Genomic DNA, 13,610 nt, shown 5'->3' with positions numbered 1-13,610 from the left:
TGCGGCAGACGCGGCACGTACACGAGGGGGCGGGTACCGGGCGGTGCCCGCCCTTCGGCTGTCGCTCAGTCGGCCGTCGTCCAGTCGGCCGTCGTTCAGTCGCGTGAGTTGCCGAACAGGATGCGGTAGGCGATCAGCAGGACGAGTGAGCCGCCGATGGCGGCGGCCCAGGTCGCGCCGTCGAAGAAGTGCTTGCTGATCGGGTGGCCCAGCCAGCGGGCCGAGATCCAGCCGCCGATGAACGCACCCGCGATGCCGATGAACGTCGTGCCGATGAAGCCGCCCGGGTCGCGGCCCGGCAGCAGGACCTTGGCGATGACTCCGGCCGCAAGCCCCAGGATGATCCAACCGATGATGCTCATGCCGTGACCCTGCCCTCCCGCGCTGTACCCGCACTGTCCGGCCGCTGAGAATTCGGTGAGGACCTGCTGTCCGTCGCGCGCATGTTCGTGCTCTGCCGGTGAAGAGGACGTCACGGGTCGGCCACCCGGTTCCGGCCACCCCCCGTTGCGACCACCCGGGTTGGGGCGATCAGTAGGGTGCGGCACATGACACGTTCCGGCGCCGGTCTGCGCCGCACCCTGGGAGTGCGTGACGCCGTGGTCGTCGGCCTCGGTTCGATGATCGGGGCCGGTGTCTTCTCCGCCCCGGGGCCCGCCGCCCGCGCCGCCGGGTCCGGGCTGCTGCCCGCGCTCGCCGTCGCGGCCGTGGTGGCCTACTGCAATGCCATGTCCTCGGCGCGCCTCGCCGCGCGCTACCCGGCCTCGGGCGGGACGTACGTGTACGGGCGTGAGCGGCTGGGCGCCTTCTGGGGGTATCTCGCAGGCTGGGCGTTCGTGGTCGGCAAGACCGCCTCCTGCGCGGCGATGGCTCTCACCGTGGGCGCGTACGTCTGGCCGGGGCAGGCGCACGCGGTGGCGGTCGCGGCCGTGGTGGCCCTGACCGCCGTGAACTACGGCGGTGTCCAGAAGTCGGCGTGGCTGACGCGGGTGATCGTGGCCGTGGTGCTGGCTGTCCTCGCTTCCGTGGTGGTCGTGTGTCTCGTCTCCGGGCGGGCCGACGCCGGGCGGCTGGACGTCGGGCTGTCCTCGGGTGCCGGCGGGGTGCTGCAGGCGGCCGGGCTGCTGTTCTTCGCGTTCGCCGGGTACGCGCGGATCGCGACCCTCGGCGAGGAGGTGCGGGATCCCGCGCGCACCATCCCGCGTGCGATCCCGCTCGCGCTCGGGATCACGCTGGTGGTCTACGCGTGCGTGGCCGTCGCCGCTCTCGCGGTTCTCGGCGCGGTCCGGCTGGGGCACTCGGCGGCGCCGCTGGCCGACGCGGTACGCGCGGCCGGGGTGCCGGGTCTGGTGCCCGTGGTGCGCGTGGGGGCAGCTGTGGCGGCGCTGGGCTCGCTGCTCGCGCTGATCCTCGGCGTGTCCCGTACGACGCTCGCCATGGCCCGCGACGGCCATCTGCCCGGGACTCTGGCCGCCGTGCATCCGCGGTTCGGAGTCCCGCACCGGGCGGAGCTGGCGGTGTGCGCGGTGGTCGCGGTGCTGGCCGCGACGGTGGACGTACGGGGTGCCATCGGGTTCTCCTCCTTCGGTGTGCTGGCCTACTACGCCGTGGCCAATGCCTCGGCGTGGACACTGAGTCCGGCTCCGCTGTCGCGGGCGGTGCCGGTGGTGGGGCTGGTGGGCTGCGCGACGCTGGCGTTCGCGCTGCCGGCGGCCTCGGTGGTCGTGGGTACGGGTGTGCTGGCGGCTGGGGTGGCCGCGTACGGCATACGGCGGTGGTGGGCGGGGCGCCGCGGCGCCCGTGGGGAGCGGCCGGGGTCCTCATGACGCCCGTGGCGGGGGCGCACTGCGAGTCGCCCGGCCCGCCTGGAATCCCAGAATGCCTCAGACTGCCGACACCCGGGCCGGCCTGTGGACAACCCGGCCGTTGTGGACAACCCTCCGCCCCGGCCGCACGGGTGGCGGCCGGTCAGGCGGTCAGGCGGTCAGCGCGAGGCGAACGGCTGGTCCGTGGGGACGATCTCACGGCCCAGCGGCAGCAGGGAGACCGGGATCAGCTTGAAGTTGGCGACGCCGAACGGGATGCCGATGATCGTCAGGCACAGGGCGATGCCGGTGGCGATGTGGGCGAGCGCCAGCCACCAGCCGGCCAGGACCAGCCACAGCACGTTGCCGATGCAGGAGGCGGCGCCCGCGTCCCTGCGTTCGACCGTGGTGTACCCGAAGGGCCACAGGGCGTAGAGACCAATGCGGAACGCGGCGATGCCGAAGGGGATGCCGATGATCGTGACGCACAGCAGCACGCCGGCGAGGAGGTAGCCGAGGAACAGCCAGAAGCCGCTCAGCACGAGCCAGATGAGGTTCAGGAGAGTCTTCACTGGTTGCGGCCTGCCATCTTCTCCAGTCGGGCGATGCGGTCCGCCATCGGCGGGTGCGTGGAGAACATCTTGGCGACTCCCTGGCCCGGGCGGAAGGGGTTCGCGATCATCATGTGGCTCGCGGTCTGGATCCGGGGCTCGGGCGGCAGCGGGAGCTGCTGGGTGCCGACCTCCAGCTTGCGCAGGGCGCCGGCCAGGGCGCGCGGGTCACCGGTGAGCTGGGCGCCCGAGGCGTCCGCCTCGTACTCGCGGGAGCGGCTGATCGCCAGCTGGATGAGGGTGGCGGCGAGCGGGCCCAGGATCATGATCAGCAGCAGTCCGAGCAGGCCGGGGCCCTCGTCGTCGTCGGAGCGGCCGATGGGGATCAGCCAGGCGAAGTTGACCAGGAACATGATCACCGAGGCGAGGGCGCCCGCCACCGAGGAGATCAGGATGTCGCGGTTGTAGACATGGCTCAGTTCGTGGCCGATGACGCCGCGCAGCTCGCGCTCGTCCAGGAGGCGCAGGATGCCCTCCGTGCAGCAGACGGCCGCGTTGCGCGGGTTGCGGCCCGTCGCGAAGGCGTTGGGGGCCTCTGTCGGGGAGATGTACAGGCGGGGCATGGGCTGACGGGCCTGTGTGGAGAGCTCGCGCACCATCCGGTAGAGGGCCGGGGCCTCGAACTCGCTCACCGGGCGCGCACGCATCGCGCGCAGCGCCAGCTTGTCGCTGTTCCAGTACGCGTACGCGTTTGTGCCGAGGGCGATGAGCACGGCGACGATCAGTCCGGTGCGCCCGAAGAAGCTGCCGATGACGATGATGAGCGCGGACAGCCCCCCGAGGAGTACTGCCGTCCTGAGCCCGTTGTGCCGGCGGTGCACGGTACGCCCTCCAAGTGGTGCAGCAGGGGAACCCTTTGGTCCAGTGGACCCTCCCGCTCTGGTCAACGCCAGGCGACGGTCACGAGTTCCCCGGCGCGTGCGGCGCCGTTCCTCGGCCGTACGGGTGACGTGCACTTACGGCCGAGGCAGGGGTGATCAGAACAGGCTGGTCGCCGCGAAGCGCAGCACCAGCTGGGGTGCTCCGGACAGGGCCACGCCGAGGACACCGGTGAGGGTGAGCGCGGCGGTGAGCGGGGCCGGCAGGCGGTGCCGGGCGGGCTCGCCCTCGGGGGCGCGGAAGAGCAGGGTCGTCCATTGGAGGTAGTAGAAGAGGGCGATGACGACGTTCACGGCCATGACGACGGCGAGCCATCCGAGGCCGGCGTCGACGGCGGACGCGAACACGGTGACCTTGGCGAACAGGCCGATGATGCCCGGCGGCAGCCCGGCCAGGCACAGCAGGAAGAAGGCCAGGAGCAGGGCGGTCAGCGGGTTCGTGGCGTACAGGCCCCGGTAGTCGCTCACCCGGTTCAGCGACTTCGTGCGGCCGACCAGGGCGGCCACCGCGAAGGCACCGAGGTTCACGGCCGCGTACATCAGGGCGTAGGCGACGGTGGAGCCGATCGCCTTCTGGGGGTCCTTGGCGTACCCGGCCGCGGCGATCGGCACCAGGAGGTAGCCGGCCTGGCCGACGGAGGACCAGGCGAGCAGCCGTACGGCGCTGTAAGCGCGCGTGGCCTGCTGGCGCAGCGCGCCGACGTTGCCGACGGTCATGGTGAGGGCGGCCAGGGCGGCGAGCGCGGGTCCCCAGACGTCCGCGTACGACGGGAAGGCGACGACGGTGACGAGGATCAGGCCGGAGAAGCCGACCGCCTTGCCGACGACCGACAGGTAGGCGGCGATGGGCAGCGGTGCGCCCACGTAGGTGTCGGGCACCCAGAAATGGAACGGGACGGCGGCCGTCTTGAAGGCGAATCCGATGAGGGTGAGGACGACGCCGGTCTGGGCGAGGGTGTGCAGCTGCCCGTCGACGTGCTGGAGGCGCTGGGCGACCTGGGTGAGGTACAGGGTGCCCGTGGTGGCGTACACGAAGCTGATGCCCATCAGGCTCACCGCGGTGGCGGCGACCGAGGACAGGAAGAACTTCAAGGCCGCTTCGGAGGAGCGCTTGTCGCCGTGCCGGATGCCGACGAGGGCGAAGGCGGGCAGGGAGGCGACCTCCAGGGCGACGATCAGGGTGGCCAGGTCGCGGGAGGCGGGCAGCAGGGCGGCGCCGGCCGCGGAGGAGAGCAGCAGGAACCAGTACTCCCCCGACGGGATTCGCTGGTTGTCGTCCGTCAGGGTGGTGACGGACAGCAGAGCGGCCAGCAGGGCGCCGACGAGCACCAGGAACTGGACCACGAGGGTGAACCGGTCGGCCGTGTAGCTGCACGCGCGCGTGCCGTTCACGCAGAAGGTGCTGCGGTCGCCGTCGAGGAGGGGCAGGAGCGTCAGTGCGGCGGCGGCAAGGCCCGCCACGGAGATCCAGCCGAGGACGGGTTTGCGGGCCTCGGGCACGAAGAGGTCGGCGACGAGCACCGCGAGCGCCACCACGGCGGCGATGGTCGGCGGGGCGATGGCGAGCCAGTCGACGGACTGGACCAGCGACGCCGCCAGGGGCTGGGCCAGGGCGCTCATCGGGTGCCTCCTGCGAGGAGCTGGTGCACGGCCGGGTCGGTCAGGCCGAGCAGGGCCCTCGGCCAGAGTCCGGCGACGACGGTGAGGGCGACGAGCGGGGTCCAGGCGGCGAACTCGTACCCGTGGACGTCGGCGAGTTTCGGCGTCTCCTGCTCCACGCCGCCCATGCAGACCCGGCGGACCACGATCAGCATGTACGCGGCCGTCAGCAGGGTGCCGAACGCGCCGATCGCCATGAAGGTGAGGAAGGCGGGCCGGCTGAGGTCGGCGGCGGGCCTGAACGCGCCGAAGAGGGCCAGCATCTCGCCCCAGAACCCGGCGAGGCCGGGCAGTCCGAGCGAGGCGACGGCGCTGAAGGCGAGCAGACCGCCGAGGCGCGGGGCCTTGCCGTAGAGGGCCGCCCCCGACTCCTCGGACAGGGCGTCGAGGTCGGTGGTGCCCGTGCGGTCCTTGAGCGCGCCGACGAGGAAGAACAGCAGGCCGGTGATGAGGCCGTGGGCGATGTTGGCGAACAGGGCGCCGTTGACGCCGGTCGGGGTCATGGTGGCGATGCCGAGCAGCACGAAGCCCATGTGGCCGACGGAGGAGTAGGCGATCAGGCGCTTGAGGTCGCCCTTCGCGCCCTGCTTGGCCAGGGCCAGGCAGGCCAGGGATCCGTAGATGATGCCGACGACGGCGAACGCGGCGAGGTACGGCGCGAACGTGTGGAAGCCGTGGGGCGCGACCGGCAGCAGAATCCGGACGAACCCGTACGTACCCATCTTCAGCAGGACACCGGCCAGCAGGACCGAACCGACGGTCGGTGCGGCGGTGTGGGCGTCCGGCAGCCAGCTGTGCAGCGGCCACATCGGCGTCTTGACCGCGAGCCCGAGCCCGATCGCCAGAACGGCGATGACCTGCACGGATGTGGTCAGCGACCGGCCGTTGTCTGTGGCGAGTGCCACCATGTCGAACGTGCCCGCCTTGATTCCGATCAGAAGCAGGCCGAGCAGCATGACGACGGAGCCGAGCAGCGTGAAGAGGATGAACTTCCACGCGGACCGGGTCCGGTCCTCGCCGCCCCAGCGGGCGATGAGGAAGTACATCGGGACGAGCACCATCTCGAACGCGAGGAAGAACAGCAGCAGGTCGAGGACGGCGAAGCTCGCGAGCGTGCCGGACTCCAGGACGAGCAGCAGCGCGACGAATGCCTTCGGGGACGGGCCCGACGGCATCTTGAAGTAGGAGTACAACGCGCAGAGGAAGGTCAGCAGCGCGGTCAGGACCAGAAGGGGCAGGGAGATGCCGTCGATGCCGAGGTGGATCCGCACGTCGAGTGCGGGGATCCAGCTGATGTCGGTCGTGGCCTGCATCTTCGACGGATGGTCGTGGTCGAAGCCGAGCGCGAGGACGAGCGCGGCGATGAGGATCGCGCCGGTCACGGTCACGCCGTGGCGCAGCACGGCCTGCTCGGGCGACTTCCCCTTCAGCCCGGGCGGGGCGGGCAGAAGGGCGGCGACGGCACCCAGGAGCGGGCCGACGACGACGAACGCCAGAAGAAACTGCATCACGGACTCGCTGATATCGATCACGCCTGCTCACGCTCCCGTGGCGACGAGGACGACGGCGACCGCCAGGATGACGGTGCCGGCGAGCAGCGCGCTCACGTAGGTCTGCACATTGCCGGTCTGGGCGCGCCGTACGGCGGCCCCGAGCAGCCGGGGTAGCGCGGCTGCGCCGTGGACGTAGGTGTCGACGACCTCGCGGTCGAGGAACCGGACGAGACTCGCCCCGGCCAGGACCGGGCGGACGAAGAGTACGGAGTACACGGCGTCCAGGTGGAAGCCGACGGCCGCGTGCCGGTAGAGCGGGCCGAGCAGGAGTCGCCCGGGGTCGGGCGCGTGGGCGAGGTCGTTGTACGCCGGCTCGTGGGCGGCGAGGGCCTCGGCCTCGACCAGGCTGGCGTCGCCCTCCGCGTGCGCGGCGACCGCGCCCTGGAGGCGCTCGGGCTCGACCGGAGCGACGACCGGCGTCGCGGTCGGTGCCGGGACGCGGGCGGCGAGCGCGGTGGTGCGCTGCCAGGCGCCGTAGGTGAGGAGCCCGCCGACCAGGGCGAGGCCGGTGCTGAGGACGGAGGTGAACAGGCTCGGCGTCAGGTCGCGGCCGTCGAACCAGTCGGGCAGCAGGCGGTAGGCGAGCCCCCCGAAGGCGAGCGACGGGACGGCGAGGACCCAGAGCACCGCGGTCATCGTCAGCGGCTGGCGGCCGTGGTCCGGAGCCTGGGCGCCCCGGCCGCGGAAGGCCAGCAGCCACAGCCGGGTGGCGTACGCGGCGGTGAGCAGGGCGGTGAGCAGACCGGCGACGAGGACGATCCAGCCCGCGCTGCCGGGGGCGTGCCCGGTGTGGCCGGTGGCGGTGTGCTCGGCGGCGCCGAGGACGGACTCCTTGGAGAAGAAGCCGCTGAAGGGCGGGATCGCGGCGAGCGCGAGCAGCGCCACGGTCATCGTCCAGTAGGCGTCCGGGATCCGGTCGCGCAGGCCCGTCATCCGGGACATGGCGGCCAGGGAGTTGGTGCCGGCGGCGTGGATGATCACGCCGGCCGCGAGGAACAGCAGCGCCTTGAAGGCGCCGTGCGACAGGAGGTGGAAGACGGCGGCACCGCGGTCGCCGACGGCGAGGGCGCCGGTCATGTAGCCGAGCTGACCGATCGTCGAGTAGGCGAGGACGCGCTTGATGTCGTCCTGGGCCAGCGCGGCGAGCGCCGAGCCGGTCATCGTGACGGCGGCCATGACGGCGAGGACCAGCATCGCGGCCGAGGAGGCCTCGAAGACCGGGAGGAGACGGGCCACGAAGTAGACACCGGCGGCGACCATCGTCGCGGCGTGGATCAGCGCCGAGACGGGCGTCGGGCCCGCCATCGCGTCCGGGAGCCAGGTGTGCAGCGGGAACTGCGCCGACTTGCCCGCCACGCCCGCGAGCAGCAGCAGGGCGATCAGGGTCGGGTGGTCGAGGCCGCCGCTCGCGACGGCGCCGAGGACGCGCGTGATGCGGAACGACCCGGCGTCGGTGCCGAGGGCGAACAGGCCGATCAGGAACGGCACGTCGCCGAGCTTGGTGACCAGGAAGGCCTTCAGCGAGGCGGCGCGGGCCTCGGGGGTCTCCCAGTAGTGGCCGACCAGGAAGTAGGAGCAGATGCCCATGACTTCCCAGCCGACCAGCAGCACGATCAGGTCGCCGGAGTAGACGACCAGGAGCATCGCGGAGGTGAACAGGGAGACGAGAGCGGCGTACGAGGGGTAGCGCGGGTCCTCGCGCAGGTAGCCCGTCGAGTAGATCTGCACGCAGGTCGCGACGAAGGCGACCAGGACGGCGACGAGCGCGGCGAAGCCGTCGATGTGCAGGGCCAGTTCGACCGGCACCGAGCCGGTGGGCGTCAGCTCCGTGTGCGCGTCGATGGCCTGCCCGCCGCCCTGGCGTGCGGCGACCACCGCGGTCAGGACCAGCGCGGCGAGGGCGGGCAGTACGGCGAGCGGGCGGACGAATCCGGGGGCGGTGCGGCCGAGCAGCAGGCCGGCCGTGGCGCCCAGGAACGGCAGGAGCGGGACGAGGACGGCGAGGGTGGTCGTGGTCACGCGGTGGCCTCAGCCTTCCCGGCCGCGGAGGTGTCGTCGTCGGGGCCTTCGTTTCCGTGGCCCTCGGCGCTGTCGCGGAGCTTGTCGATGTCGGAGGTGCCGCGGTTGCGGTAGACGGCGAGGACGATCGCCAGGCCGATGCCGATCTCGGCGGCGGCGATGGTGATGGTGAACAGGGTCAGCGCCTGGCCGGAGTGCAGGGTCTCCACGGCGGCCCGGCTGAGCCAGACGTCGAAGGCGACCAGGTTGAGGTTGACGGCGTTGAGCATCAGCTCGACCGACATCAGAACGAGGATCGCGTTGCGCCGGGCGAGGACGCCGTACAGGCCGGTGCAGAACAGGAGGGCGGAGAGTACGGCGGGATAGGCGAGGTGCATCTCAGCGGGCGCCTTCCTGCTCGGCCGAAGCATTTCGGGCATCCGGGACGGATGGGGAACTCTCGGCGGGGGTCCGGGAGTTGTCAGAGCGAGGAGGCTGCTCCGCCTTCAGCTTGCGGGACAGGACGATCGCGCCGACCAGTGCCGCGAGCAGCAGGACGGACAGTGCCTCGAAGGGCAGGACCCAGGTCCGGAACAGGCTCTCGCCGGTGACGCGGGTACTGCCGACGGCCGGACCGTTCAGGTCGATCCAGGTCGTGCGGAAGGCGTCCACGACCACCCACACCAGGGCACCGGCGGCGGCGACGGCAACCGTCAGGGCGGCCCAGCGGTTGCCGGAGTCGGCGTCCGGGGAGCGGCCGATCGGGGCCTTGGTGAGCATCAGTCCGAACAGAAGGAGGACGACGACGGAACCGACGTAGATCAGGACCTGCACCCAGGCGATGAACTCGGCCGTGAGCAACAGGTACTCGACGGCGAGGCCGCCGAGGGCGACCACGAGCCACAGGGCGGCGTGCACGAGCTGCTTCGTGGTGACGGTCACCAGCGCGGCGCCGAAGGTGGCCATGCCGACGAGCAGGAAGGCGATCTCGACGCCGGTCGGGGACAGGAAGCCGTGGCTGTGCGCGGCGGTTGCGGCGAGGCTCACGACTCCCCCTCCTGCGGTTCGGCCCGCGTGGCCGCCAGCTTCTCGGCGGTCTTGCGGGCGGCGGCGAGCTCCTTCGGCTCCTCGGCGCCGGGGTCCAGGGCGGGCGGCGCCGGGACGGTCCACATCCACTCGCGGAGCTTGTCCCGCTCATGGGTGAGTTCGTGGATGTCGGTCTCGGCGTACTCGAACTCCGGCGACCAGAACAGCGCGTCGAAAGGACAGACCTCGATGCAGATACCGCAGTACATGCACAGGGAGAAGTCGATCGCGAACCGGTCGAGGACGTTGCGGCTGCGCTCACGGCCCCCGGGGGCGGCGGGCGGGACCGTCTCCTTGTGCGAGTCGATGTAGATGCACCAGTCCGGGCACTCGCGGGCGCACAGCATGCAGACCGTGCAGTTCTCCTCGAACAGCCCGATCACACCCCGGGTGCGGGGCGGCAGGTCGGGCAGGGCGTCCGGGTACTGCGCGGTGACGTGCTTCCTCGTCATCGTGCGGAGGGTGACGGCCAGTCCCTTGGCCAGGCCGGAGCCGGGAATCGACAGGCGGGGCCGCCCGGAGGGCGTCGTTGAGGGACGGTGGTCGGGTGACGGACGGGACATTAGGAGATCACCACCTTGACGATGCCGGTGAGGGCGATCTGAGCGAGGGAGAGAGGGACGAGGAGGGTCCAGGAGAGCTTCTGCAGCTGGTCCTCGCGCAGGCGGGGGTAGGTCACGCGGAGCCAGATGACGACGAAGGCGAGGATCGCGGTCTTCAGCAGGGTCCACAGCCAGCCCAGGCCGTCGTGGCCCCACGGGCCGTGCCAGCCGCCCAGGAAGAGGACGGTGGTCAGGCCGCACAGCACGACGATGCCGGCGTACTCGGCGAGCAGGAACAGCGCGAACCTGAGACCGGTGTACTCGGTGTACGCGCCGAAGATGATCTCCGAGTCGGCGACCGGCATGTCGAAGGGCGGGCGCTGCAGTTCGGCGAGGCCGGCGACGAAGAAGACGACCGCGCCCACGATCTGCCAGGGCACCCACCACCAGTGGAAGGCGTGGAGGATGCCCGGGAGGGAGACCGTGCCGGCCGCCATGGCGACGGAGGCCGCGGCGAGCAGCATCGGAAGTTCGTAGGCGAGCAGCTGGGCGGCCGTGCGCAGGCCGCCGAGCAGGGAGAACTTGTTCGCGCTGGCCCAGCCGGCCATGAGCGAGCCGAGGACGCCGACGCCCATCACGGCGAGGACGAAGAAGACGCCCGCGTCCAGGACCTGGCCGACGGCGCCCTTGCCCGGCCCGATCGGGATGGCGAGCAGGACGAGCAGGTACGGCAGCAGCGCCACGGCGGGGGCCAGTTGGAAGACGCGGCGGTCGGCGCCCGCCGGGACCACGTCCTCCTTCTGGGCGAACTTCACACCGTCGGCGATCAGCTGGGCCCAGCCGTGGAAGCCGCCGGCGTACATCGGGCCGAGGCGGCCCTGCATATGGGCCATCACCTTGTGCTCGGTCTGGCCCACGATGAGGGGGAAGGTGAGGAAGACGACGAACACGACCACGAGTCGCAGAGCGACGTCCAGCACGTCGTTCACTGCTGTCCTCCTGCGGGGTCGTCGGGGGTCGGGGTTTCGGGGGCCGGGGTTTCGGGGGTCCCGTCGTCCCCTGTCCCTGTCCGGTCTTCGGATTCCGGTGTCCGGTCCTCGGGTCCGGGCTCGTCGAACGCCGGGCGGGCGTGGTGCCAGGGGGCGTCCGCGCTGCGGGGCGCGGTGCCGCGCGGGGTCGGCCGGGCGGGCGTTTCCGGTGCCGACGGCTCGGACGGCGCGGTCGGCTCGGACGGTGTGGTCGGCTCGGACGGTGTGGTCGGCTCGGTCGGTTCGGACGGTGCCGGAGCCGGAGCCGGAGGCTCACTCGGCGTCTCAGGCGCTGCCGCTGCCGGGGTCGCGGCGCGTTGCGAGGCCGAGCCCCCCGAGGCACTGCGGGCGCGCCGCGGCCCCGAAGGCGCGGGCGCGGCCGTCGGCGTCGGCGTCGACGGAGCGGCGGACTCCGCTTGCTGTGAAGCCGACCCCTCGGAGACGCTGCGGGACCGGCGCGGAGTCCCTGCGGGTGTCCCCGCAGCCGCCCCCGGTGTCTCGCCGGGCGCGGTCTCCGGTGTCGCAGCCGCGGTCTGGCTCGCGGAGCCCTCCGCCGCCGTGCGGGTGCGCCGTACCGGGCGCTCTCCTGTGGCCGCCCGCGCTGGGCGCTCCCCCGCCGCACGCCCGGCGGCCCGGGCCGGGCGGGCCGGGGCGGGCGGGAGCTGGCCCTTGAGGGGGCCCCATTCGTTGGGGTCGGGGACGCCCGGTGGGAGCATCTGGCGGCGCTTCGGGCCGCCATGGTCCGACTCGCCGGGCTCCTTGGCGCCGGGCCAGGCCTTGGCGACGCGGGCGGCGAGGACGAAGTCCTTGCGCAGGGGGTGGCCCTCGAAGGTCTCCGGGAGGAGGAGGTGGTCCAGGGCGGGGTGGCCCTGGAAGGCCACGCCGAACATTTCGTGGGTCTCGCGCTCGTGCCAGGCCGCGCCCGCGTAGACGCCGACGGCGGAGGGCAGCGCCGGGGCCTCGTGCGGAACGGTCGTGCGCACGAGGAGACGGCGGACCGGGTGCAGAGCGACGACGTGGGCCGAGACGCGGAAGCCCGTGCCGGGTTCGTCGACCGCGCTCAGCCAGTCGAAGTACGTGCAGGACAGGGTCGTACGGGCCGTCTCCAGGGCGGTGAGCCAGGAGGACGGCGGGACGTCCACGGTCAGGACGTCGTAGGACTCCTCGGCCGTGGCATCCGGGCCGAAGAGTTCCTCGGCGGGGGCGGGCAGCCAGCCGACCGTGGTCATCGTGCGCCCCCCTCGGCGGGCGCGGCCGGGGGCTGCACCAGGCCGCTCTGCAGGGCGGCGGCCGAGGGCCGGCCGGCGGACCCGTGGCCGTAGCGCTCGCCCAGGGACTCGCGGGCGATCTTCTCCTGCAGTTTGAGGATGCCCTGGAGCAGCGCTTCCGGGCGCGGCGGGCAGCCGGGGACGTAGACGTCGACCGGGATGATCTGGTCCACGCCCTTGGTGACGGAGTAGGAGTCCCAGTAGGGGCCGCCGCAGTTGGAGCAGGCGCCGAAGGAGATGACGTACTTCGGCTCGGGCATCTGCTCGTACAGGCGCTTCACGGCCGGGGCCATCTTGTCCGTCACCGTGCCGGACACGACCATCAGGTCGGCCTGGCGCGGGCCCGGCGCGAAGGGGATGACGCCGAGCCGGATGAAGTCGTGGCGGGCCATGGACGCGGCGATGAACTCGATCGCGCAACAGGCGAGGCCGAAGTTGAAGACCCACAGCGAGTAGCGGCGGCCCCAGTTCAGGACCACCTTCATGGGCTCGGGGGCGAGGCGCGCGAGGGCGCCCAGCTTCTTCGGCTCGGGAAGCAGCACGGGCTCCGAGGCAGACGGGTTCACGTCCATGTCAGGACGCCCTTCTTGTATGCGTACAGCAGGCCTACGGCGAGGAAGCCCAGGAAGATGAACATCTCCACGAGGGTCGTCGCGCCGTAACCGGGGGCGGCGAAGACCGTCGCCCAGGGGAAGAGGAAGATCGAGTCGACCGCGAAGATCACGTACAGGAAGGCGTAGACGTAGTAGCGGACCTGGGTGTGTGCCCAGCCCTCGCCGACGGGGTCGACGCCGCACTCGTACGTCAGAAGTTTCTCAGGGGTGGGCACGACCGGGCGCAGCAGGCGTCCGGCGCCGAAGGCGACCGCGACGAAGAGCACGCCGATGACGGCGAGCAGCCCCACGGCCGAGTAGGACTGGAAGTATCCGGCCGCGACGTCTGCCGCGGCGACCGTCGAGCCCCCCAACGTCTCCCGCACGGTCCGTCCCTCGCTCTCCGACCTCGTGACCTTGGTGAACTCCGCGATCCACGCGTTTCGAGGATCTGTACGCACCGGAGTCTAGGCCCTGATAAGGAGACGGTAAGCGGCCCGTCACGGCATGAGACGCGGAGCGAGGCTCGGGCGGCACTCCGATGGCATCCCGGCGGCACCCCTGCGGCATCCCGGCGGCGGCGACGGGG

14 protein-coding genes are annotated in these 13,610 nt (G+C 71.9%); 1 reads left to right on the top strand and 13 read right to left on the bottom strand.

Features of this window, described 5'->3' with window-relative positions; all coding sequences use genetic code 11:
• Positions 1 to 95: 95 nt before the first annotated feature.
• Positions 96 to 362 carry a GlsB/YeaQ/YmgE family stress response membrane protein gene (locus ACWD35_RS21715; protein ID WP_451352934.1) on the bottom strand — a complete coding sequence of 89 codons (267 nt, stop codon included), beginning with the start codon at positions 360 to 362 and terminating at the stop codon, positions 96 to 98.
• 186 nt (positions 363 to 548) lie between these two features.
• On the opposite strand from ACWD35_RS21715, the gene ACWD35_RS21710 reads away from it, so the two are divergent.
• Positions 549 to 1,826: an APC family permease gene (locus tag ACWD35_RS21710; RefSeq protein WP_451352933.1), complete on the top strand. Its 1,278-nt coding sequence runs from the start codon at positions 549 to 551 to the stop codon at positions 1,824 to 1,826.
• A 158-nt stretch (positions 1,827 to 1,984) separates the two neighbouring features.
• On the opposite strand, the gene ACWD35_RS21705 is transcribed toward ACWD35_RS21710, so the two are convergent.
• From ACWD35_RS21705 to ACWD35_RS21650, 12 genes are all read right to left on the bottom strand, one after another.
• Positions 1,985 to 2,377 carry a YccF domain-containing protein gene (locus tag ACWD35_RS21705; protein ID WP_451352932.1) on the bottom strand — a complete coding sequence of 131 codons (393 nt, stop codon included), beginning with the start codon at positions 2,375 to 2,377 and terminating at the stop codon, positions 1,985 to 1,987.
• Complete coding sequence (gene htpX, locus ACWD35_RS21700) at positions 2,374 to 3,237, bottom strand: zinc metalloprotease HtpX (protein WP_451352931.1); 864 nt, start codon at positions 3,235 to 3,237, stop codon at positions 2,374 to 2,376. Before htpX ends, ACWD35_RS21705 begins: the two co-directional genes overlap by 4 nt.
• Before the next feature lie 156 nt (positions 3,238 to 3,393).
• Complete coding sequence (locus tag ACWD35_RS21695; RefSeq protein ID WP_451352930.1) at positions 3,394 to 4,914, bottom strand: NADH-quinone oxidoreductase subunit N; 1,521 nt, start codon at positions 4,912 to 4,914, stop codon at positions 3,394 to 3,396.
• Complete coding sequence (locus ACWD35_RS21690) at positions 4,911 to 6,485, bottom strand: NADH-quinone oxidoreductase subunit M (RefSeq protein WP_451352929.1); 1,575 nt, start codon at positions 6,483 to 6,485, stop codon at positions 4,911 to 4,913. Before ACWD35_RS21690 ends, ACWD35_RS21695 begins: the two co-directional genes overlap by 4 nt.
• A 6-nt stretch (positions 6,486 to 6,491) precedes the next feature.
• Entirely contained in the window at positions 6,492 to 8,525 is a 2,034-nt protein-coding gene (locus ACWD35_RS21685) for an NADH-quinone oxidoreductase subunit 5 family protein (RefSeq protein WP_451352928.1), read from the bottom strand.
• Positions 8,522 to 8,902 carry an NADH-quinone oxidoreductase subunit NuoK gene (gene nuoK, locus ACWD35_RS21680; protein ID WP_451352927.1) on the bottom strand — a complete coding sequence of 127 codons (381 nt, stop codon included), beginning with the start codon at positions 8,900 to 8,902 and terminating at the stop codon, positions 8,522 to 8,524. The genes ACWD35_RS21685 and nuoK overlap by 4 nt, the downstream gene beginning before the upstream one ends.
• A 1-nt stretch (position 8,903) precedes the next feature.
• Positions 8,904 to 9,551 (bottom strand): NADH-quinone oxidoreductase subunit J family protein, encoded by a 648-nt coding sequence (locus ACWD35_RS21675; RefSeq protein WP_451352926.1) that lies wholly within the window; start codon positions 9,549 to 9,551, stop codon positions 8,904 to 8,906.
• The gene (locus tag ACWD35_RS21670; RefSeq protein ID WP_451352994.1) at positions 9,548 to 10,042 is read right to left on the bottom strand and encodes a 4Fe-4S binding protein; all 495 of its coding nucleotides are present in this window, start codon (positions 10,040 to 10,042) and stop codon (positions 9,548 to 9,550) included. Before ACWD35_RS21670 ends, ACWD35_RS21675 begins: the two co-directional genes overlap by 4 nt.
• 110 nt (positions 10,043 to 10,152) lie before the next feature.
• Positions 10,153 to 11,121 carry a complex I subunit 1/NuoH family protein gene (locus tag ACWD35_RS21665; protein WP_451352925.1) on the bottom strand — a complete coding sequence of 323 codons (969 nt, stop codon included), beginning with the start codon at positions 11,119 to 11,121 and terminating at the stop codon, positions 10,153 to 10,155.
• A complete protein-coding gene (locus tag ACWD35_RS21660; RefSeq protein WP_451352924.1) occupies positions 11,118 to 12,389 on the bottom strand; it encodes an NADH-quinone oxidoreductase subunit C in 1,272 nt (423 codons plus the stop codon). The genes ACWD35_RS21665 and ACWD35_RS21660 overlap by 4 nt, the downstream gene beginning before the upstream one ends.
• The gene (locus ACWD35_RS21655) at positions 12,386 to 13,000 is read right to left on the bottom strand and encodes an NADH-quinone oxidoreductase subunit B (protein WP_451352923.1); all 615 of its coding nucleotides are present in this window, start codon (positions 12,998 to 13,000) and stop codon (positions 12,386 to 12,388) included. Before ACWD35_RS21655 ends, ACWD35_RS21660 begins: the two co-directional genes overlap by 4 nt.
• Positions 12,991 to 13,407, bottom strand: coding sequence for an NADH-quinone oxidoreductase subunit A (locus tag ACWD35_RS21650; RefSeq protein ID WP_451352922.1), 417 nt, complete (start codon positions 13,405 to 13,407; stop codon positions 12,991 to 12,993). The genes ACWD35_RS21655 and ACWD35_RS21650 overlap by 10 nt, the downstream gene beginning before the upstream one ends.
• Positions 13,408 to 13,610 lie beyond the last annotated feature (203 nt).

Source organism: Streptomyces sp. NPDC002671 (assembly GCF_053592475.1).
This window is presented reverse-complemented; position numbering and strand designations above follow the sequence as displayed.

What these genes read in the sequence shown, in the direction of transcription:
- ACWD35_RS21655 (WP_451352923.1), bottom strand. Translation starts at nt 13,000, where the DNA reads ATGGACGTGAACCCGTCTGCCTCGGAGCCCGTGCTGCTTCCCGAGCCG.
- ACWD35_RS21710 (WP_451352933.1), top strand. Translation starts at nt 549, where the DNA reads ATGACACGTTCCGGCGCCGGTCTGCGCCGCACCCTGGGAGTGCGTGAC.
- ACWD35_RS21715 (WP_451352934.1), bottom strand. Translation starts at nt 362, where the DNA reads ATGAGCATCATCGGTTGGATCATCCTGGGGCTTGCGGCCGGAGTCATC.
- ACWD35_RS21670 (WP_451352994.1), bottom strand. Translation starts at nt 10,042, where the DNA reads ATGACGAGGAAGCACGTCACCGCGCAGTACCCGGACGCCCTGCCCGAC.
- ACWD35_RS21660 (WP_451352924.1), bottom strand. Translation starts at nt 12,389, where the DNA reads ATGACCACGGTCGGCTGGCTGCCCGCCCCCGCCGAGGAACTCTTCGGC.
- ACWD35_RS21695 (WP_451352930.1), bottom strand. Translation starts at nt 4,914, where the DNA reads ATGAGCGCCCTGGCCCAGCCCCTGGCGGCGTCGCTGGTCCAGTCCGTC.
- nuoK (WP_451352927.1), bottom strand. Translation starts at nt 8,902, where the DNA reads ATGCACCTCGCCTATCCCGCCGTACTCTCCGCCCTCCTGTTCTGCACC.